This is a genomic window from Streptomyces sp. NBC_01077 (assembly GCF_045162855.1).
Taxonomy (GTDB): domain Bacteria; phylum Actinomycetota; class Actinomycetes; order Streptomycetales; family Streptomycetaceae; genus Streptomyces.
Genome location: NZ_CP108669.1, coordinates 1,710,827 through 1,716,579, shown reverse-complemented (window position 1 = coordinate 1,716,579; position 5,753 = coordinate 1,710,827). Strand labels below are relative to the sequence as shown.

The window sequence follows — 5,753 nt, the reverse complement described above, 5'->3', positions numbered from 1 at the left end:
AATCTTTTCGAAAAGGTTGCCGATTTCTCTCCTGTTGGTTAGAAAGAACGGCGACGGAAGCAAGAAATCGCCTCGGGAAATGGAAAAGGGAAAAGAAATGACGAACCCGTTCGAGAACGCCGACGGCCGCTACCTCGTCCTCGTCAACGACGAGGGCCAGCACTCCTTGTGGCCCGACTTCGCCGAGGTCCCGGCCGGCTGGGAGGTCGCCTTCCCGGAGAACGACCGCCAGGCCTGCCTCGACCACATCGAGGCCAACTGGACGGACATGCGTCCCAAGAGTCTCGTCCGCGCGATGGCGGCCTGACCCGGTGACCGGCCCCGACGCCGTCACGGTGCTCTGGGGCCCCGTCGCCTCCGGCGAACGGCGCGCGGCGCACACCACGCTGCTGCGCGCCGCCGCGGAGCTGACCGGCAGCCCGCTCCACCGGATCGGGCTCGCCCACGAACCCGGCGGCCGCCCGCGGCTCACCGGACCCGCCGCCCGGCTCCACGTGAGCGTGAGCCACAGCCCGGGAGCCCGAGCCGTGGCGCTCTCCGGGACCCCGGTCGGCGTCGACATCGAGACCGTACGCCCCCTGCCCGCCCTCGCACTGGCCCGGCGCTGGCTCGCCCCCGCCGACGCCGAGTGGCTCGGCCGCCTCCCCGCGGCGGACCGGGTCCCCGCCTTCTACTGGCTCTGGACCCAGAAGGAGGCCGTCGGCAAGGCCCACGGCCACGGACTCGCCCACGGCGGGCTCACCCAGCCGCTGCCCCACCCCCCGCACTGGCCCCCGCCCTCCGCCGCAGACAGGACGCCCGCCCTGAGCGCCCTGCCGGGCGGGACCGGGGCCGCCTGCACGGTCCTGCCGACCGGCGCCGGCCCGTACGGCTCACACGTCCTCGCGGTCGCCGGCCTCGGCGCCCCGGGCGCACCGGTCGACCTGCGCCACTGCGACGCATGACCCCCCACCGCACCCCACCCACCACCCTCACGAGAGGAGGCCCCGGAATGACCCACCCCACCGACGACACCGACCGGGGTTCCTGGACCGGGCGGCTGACCCGCCGCTGTCTGCGGCACCGGCGCAGCGTGCTCGCGGCGGTCCTCGCCGCGCTCCTCGGGACCGCGACCAGCGCCCTCGTCCCCCTCGTCACGATGGTGATCGTCGACGACGTCGTCCTGCGCCCCGCCCGCTCCGCCGCCCTGTGGACCGGAGCGCTGCTCGCCGTCGCCGCGCTCGGCTACCTCGCCGCGTACCTGCGCCGCCTGTACGCCGGACGGCTCGCCGCCGACGTCCAGCACGATCTGCGGGTCGACCTGTTCCGCTCGCTCTCCCGCCTGGACGGTGTACGTCGCGACGAACTGAGCACCGGTCAGCTCCTGGGCCGGGCCTCCGGAGACCTCAACATGGTCTTCGGACTCGTCTCCACCCTGCCCACCGCGATCTCCAGCGCAGCCCTGCTGGTGGTCTCCCTGGTCCTCATCGCCACGCTCTCCCCGCTGCTCGCCCTGGTCGCGCTCGCCCTGGTCCCCGCACTCTGGTTCATCGGCCGGCGCAGCCGCACCTGGCTCTACCCCGCGACCTGGTACGCCCAGAACCAGGCCGCCGCCGTCGCCGGAGTCGTCGCCAGCTCCACCGCCGGCATCCGGGTCGTCAAGGGATTCGGCCAGGAACAGCGGGAGATGGACCGGCTGGCCCGCGCCGCCCGGCGGCTCTTCGCCGGCCGCATGCGCGCCGTACGGCTCAACGCCCGTTACGGGCCCGCGCTCCAGTGCGTGCCCTCCCTCGGACAGGTCGGAGCCCTCGCGGTCGGCGGCTGGCTGGCGGCCCACGGCGAACTCAGCCTCGGCGCCCTCCTCGCCTTCTCCGCCTACCTCGCCCAGCTCGTCGGCCCCGTCAAGACCCTCGCCGCACTGCTCACCATGGGCCAGCAGGCCGGCGCCGGGATCGAGCGGGTCCTCGAAGTGATCGACACCCGCCCGCTGCTGACCGAGGGCGCGGGCCGACTGCCCGAAGACGGCCCCCTCGGCGTCGAGTTCGACCACGTCACCTTCGCGTACGGCCCCGGCCGGCCCGTGCTCACCGACCTCTCCCTCCGCATCGAGCCCGGCGAGACCCTGGCTGTCGTCGGCGCCCCCGGATCGGGCAAGTCCACCCTCGCCCTGCTGCTCTCCCGGTTCCACGACGTCTCCGATGGCGCGGTACGGATCGGCGGCGCCGACGTCCGCGACCTGACCTTCGACTCCCTGCGCGGCGCGGTCGCCGGCGTCCCCGAGGACACCGCCCTCCTCGCCGGAACCGTCCGCGAGACCGTCGCCTACGGCCGGCCGGACGCCACCGACGCGGAGATCCACGCCGCGGCCCGCACCGCCCAGGCGCACGCCTTCGTCACCGCCCTGCCCGACGGCTACGCCACGGTGCTCGGCGAACGCGGCGCCCTGTCCGGCGGACAGCGCCAGCGCATCGCCCTCGCCCGGGCACTCGCGGCCGCGCCCCGCGTCCTCGTCCTCGACGACGCCACCTCCGCCGTCGACGCCCGCGTCGAGCAGGGCATCCACGACGCGCTGCGCGCCCAGGCCGGCGGCCGCACCACCCTGATCGTCGCCCGCCGCCGCTCGACCCTCGCGCTCGCCGACCGGATCGCCGTCCTCGACCACGGCCGGATCATCGACCTCGGCACCCACCGCGAACTCACCGCCCGCTGCCCGCTCTACCGTACGATCCTCCAGCACCACCCCGCCGACCCTCCGGCCGAAGCCGCCGTCGCCACGGCCGCCGCCGAGCCTCCGGCCCCCGCAGGGGACCGGCGGGCCCCCGCCCCGAACGCCCCGAAACCCGCCCCCGCCCCGCGCTCCGCAGCCGCGCGCATGCAGGCCCGGGTCGCGGCACTGCCGCCGGCCCTCGATCTCCCCCGCGTCGACGAGGCGGAGGCCGCCCGCGACCCCCGGGCCGACGGCACGAGCGAGTTCGGGCTGCGCCACCTGCTGCGCGGCTACCGCCTGCCGCTCGCCCTCGGCCTCGCCCTGGTCGTCGCCGACGCGCTCGCCGGACTCACCCTGCCCTTCGTACTGCGGCACGGCATCGAGGGCGGCGCCCAGCACCTCGCCCTCACCGCCGTCGCCACGGCCTCCCTCGCCGCACTGGCCCTCGTCCTCGCCCAGTACGCCGTCCAGTGGGCCGCGGTCCGGGTCACCGGACGCACGGGGGAGCGGCTGCTGTACGGGCTGCGGATCCGGGTCTTCGCGCACCTGCACCGCCTGGGGCTCGACCACTTCGAGAACGAGGCGTCCGGCCGCACCCTCACCCGGATGACCACCGACGTCGACTCGCTCTCCTCCTTCCTCCAGACCGGCCTGCTCAGCGTCCTCGTCAGCGTCCTCACCCTGCTCGGCGTGCTCGTCGCGCTCGGCGCCGCCGACGCCGGGATGCTCCTCGTCGTCCTCGCCGTCCTGCCGCCGATCGCCCTCGCCACCGTCGTCTTCCGCCGGGCCTCCGCCCGCAGCTACACCGACGCCCGGGAACGGCTCGCCGTCGTCAACGGCGCACTCCAGGAAAGCGCGGCCGGCATGCACACCGTCCAGGCGTTCCGCCGCGAGGAGTTCGTCGTCGCCGCCTTCGCCCGGCACAGCGACGCCTACCGGCGCGCCCGGGTCCGCGGCCAGCTCCTGTCCGCCCGCTACTTCCCGTTCATCCAGTTCCTCGCCGCCTGCGTCACCGCCGTGGTCCTCGCCGTCGGCGCACACCGGGTGGCCGAGGGCGCCATGACGGTCGGCGCCCTCGTCGCGTACCTCCTCTACCTGGACCTGTTCTTCGTCCCGGTGCAGCAGCTCTCCCAGCTCTTCGACGGCTACCAGCAGGCACGGGTGTCCCTGCTGCGGATCCGGGACCTGCTCCGGCTGCGCAGCACCACCCCGGCCGCCGCCGACGCACTCCCCGTCCGTTCCCTGCGCGGCGAACTCGTCTTCGACGACGTCGACTTCCACTACCGCGACGGCCGTCCGGCGCTGACCGGGATCCGGCTGCGCATCCCGCAGGGCCAGACCGTCGCGTTCGTCGGCACGACCGGCGCAGGCAAGTCGACCCTCGTCAAGCTCGCCGCCCGGTTCCACGACCCGACCCGCGGGGCCGTCCGCATCGGCGGGACCGACCTGCGCGACCTGGACCTCACCGGCTACCGGAAACGGCTCGGCGTCGTTCCCCAGGAGCCGTACCTCTTCGCCGGAACCGTCCGGGAGGCCATCGCCTACGGCCGGCCCGACGCCACCGACGCCGAGACGGCCGACGCGGCCCGTCGGGTCGGCGCCCACGACACCCTCAGCGCCCTCGACGGCGGCTACGACCACCGCGTGACCGAAGGCGGACGCAACCTCTCCGCCGGTCAGCGGCAACTGATCTCGCTGGCCCGCGCCGAACTCGTCCGCCCCGACGTCCTCCTGCTCGACGAGGCCACCGCAGCCCTCGACCTCGCCACCGAGGCGCTGGTCAACCGGGCGACCGAACGCCTCGTCAGCGGCCGCACCGCCCTGATCGTCGCCCACCGCCTCAGCGTCGCCTCCCGAGCCGACCGCATCGTCGTCGTCGACGACGGCCGGATCCGGGAGGACGGCGCCCACGACGAACTCCTCGCCCTGGACGGGATCTACGCCGCTCTGTGGCGCGCCTCGCAGGGGCGCCCGCCCGCGGCCACCGTCCCGCCGCCCGCAACCCTCACCCACGACTCCTACGAACGGAACGCTTCATGAGCGCCACCATCCAGCCGGCCGGCCAGGACGCCCCGGCCGACGACCGGCCCCCGCGCGTCGTCCTCGCCCAGCCGCGCGGCTTCTGCGCCGGGGTGCGCCGTGCCATCGGCATCGTGGAACGCGCCCTCGACCTCCACGGCGCCCCGGTGTACGTGCGCAAGGAGATCGTGCACAACCACCACGTCGTGGCCGAGCTGGAGAAGCGCGGTGCCCGCTTCGTCGACAGCGAGGAGGACGTGCCCGAGGGCGCCGTCTGCGTCTTCTCCGCCCACGGCGTCTCGCCCGCCGTGCGCGGCGGCGCGGCGGAGCGCCGCCTCGAAGTCATCGACGCCACCTGCCCGCTGGTCTCCAAGGTCCACCAGGCGGCGGTCCGCTACGCCCGCGACGGCCGGACGATCCTGCTGGTCGGCCACGCCGACCACGAGGAGGTCGAGGGCGTCCGCGGCGAGGCCCCCGAGCGCACCATCGTCGTCGAGAACGAGGACGACGTCGCCGCCCTGGACCTGCCGGACGACGCGCCGGTGGCCTACCTGACCCAGACCACCCTGTCCTTCGACGAGACCCGGCGGGTCGTCGACGCGCTGCGCGCCCGCTTCACCGACCTCGCCGGCCCCGCCGACGGCGACATCTGCTACGCCAGCCAGAACCGCCAGAACGCCGTCAAGGCCCTCGCCCGCCGCAACGACCTCGTCCTGGTCGTCGGCTCCCGCAACTCCAGCAACTCGATCCGCATGGTCGAGGTCGCCCGGGAGCACGGCAGCGCCGCGTACCTCGTCCCGGACGCCGGCCATCTCGACGAGACCTGGCTCGCCGGGGCGTCGAGCATCGGCGTCAGCTCCGGCGCCAGCGCTCCGGAGATCCTCGTCCGCGGACTCGTCGACCGGCTCGCCGAACTCGGCTGGCAGGACGTCGAACTGGACGACGGCATCGCCGAGGACGTCGTCTTCTCCATGCCCGCCCGGCTCGCCGACCCCGTCACCGGCCGAGTACCCCGGACCCCCCTGGCCGATGAGGCCCTGTGACCAGA

Annotated in this window: 4 protein-coding genes; all 4 read left to right on the top strand. The window is 74.6% G+C overall.

From position 1 onward, the window contains the following. Positions 1-97 precede the first annotated feature (97 nt). Genes OG462_RS07595 through ispH form a run of 4 tightly spaced genes read left to right on the top strand, consistent with a single transcriptional unit; the run spans position 98 to position 5,748 of the window. Entirely contained in the window at positions 98-307 is a 210-nt protein-coding gene (locus tag OG462_RS07595; RefSeq protein WP_376403915.1) for an MbtH family protein, read from the top strand. Positions 308-311: 4 nt separating this feature from the next. Continuing rightward, complete coding sequence (locus OG462_RS07590) at positions 312-944, top strand: 4'-phosphopantetheinyl transferase family protein (RefSeq protein ID WP_406055708.1); 633 nt, start codon at positions 312-314, stop codon at positions 942-944. Between the two features lie 47 nt (positions 945-991). After that, complete coding sequence (locus OG462_RS07585) at positions 992-4,726, top strand: ABC transporter ATP-binding protein (protein WP_406055706.1); 3,735 nt, start codon at positions 992-994, stop codon at positions 4,724-4,726. Then, the gene (ispH, locus tag OG462_RS07580) at positions 4,723-5,748 is read left to right on the top strand and encodes a 4-hydroxy-3-methylbut-2-enyl diphosphate reductase (RefSeq protein ID WP_406055704.1); all 1,026 of its coding nucleotides are present in this window, start codon (positions 4,723-4,725) and stop codon (positions 5,746-5,748) included. The genes OG462_RS07585 and ispH overlap by 4 nt, the downstream gene beginning before the upstream one ends. The last annotated feature ends 5 nt before the right edge of the window (positions 5,749-5,753 follow it).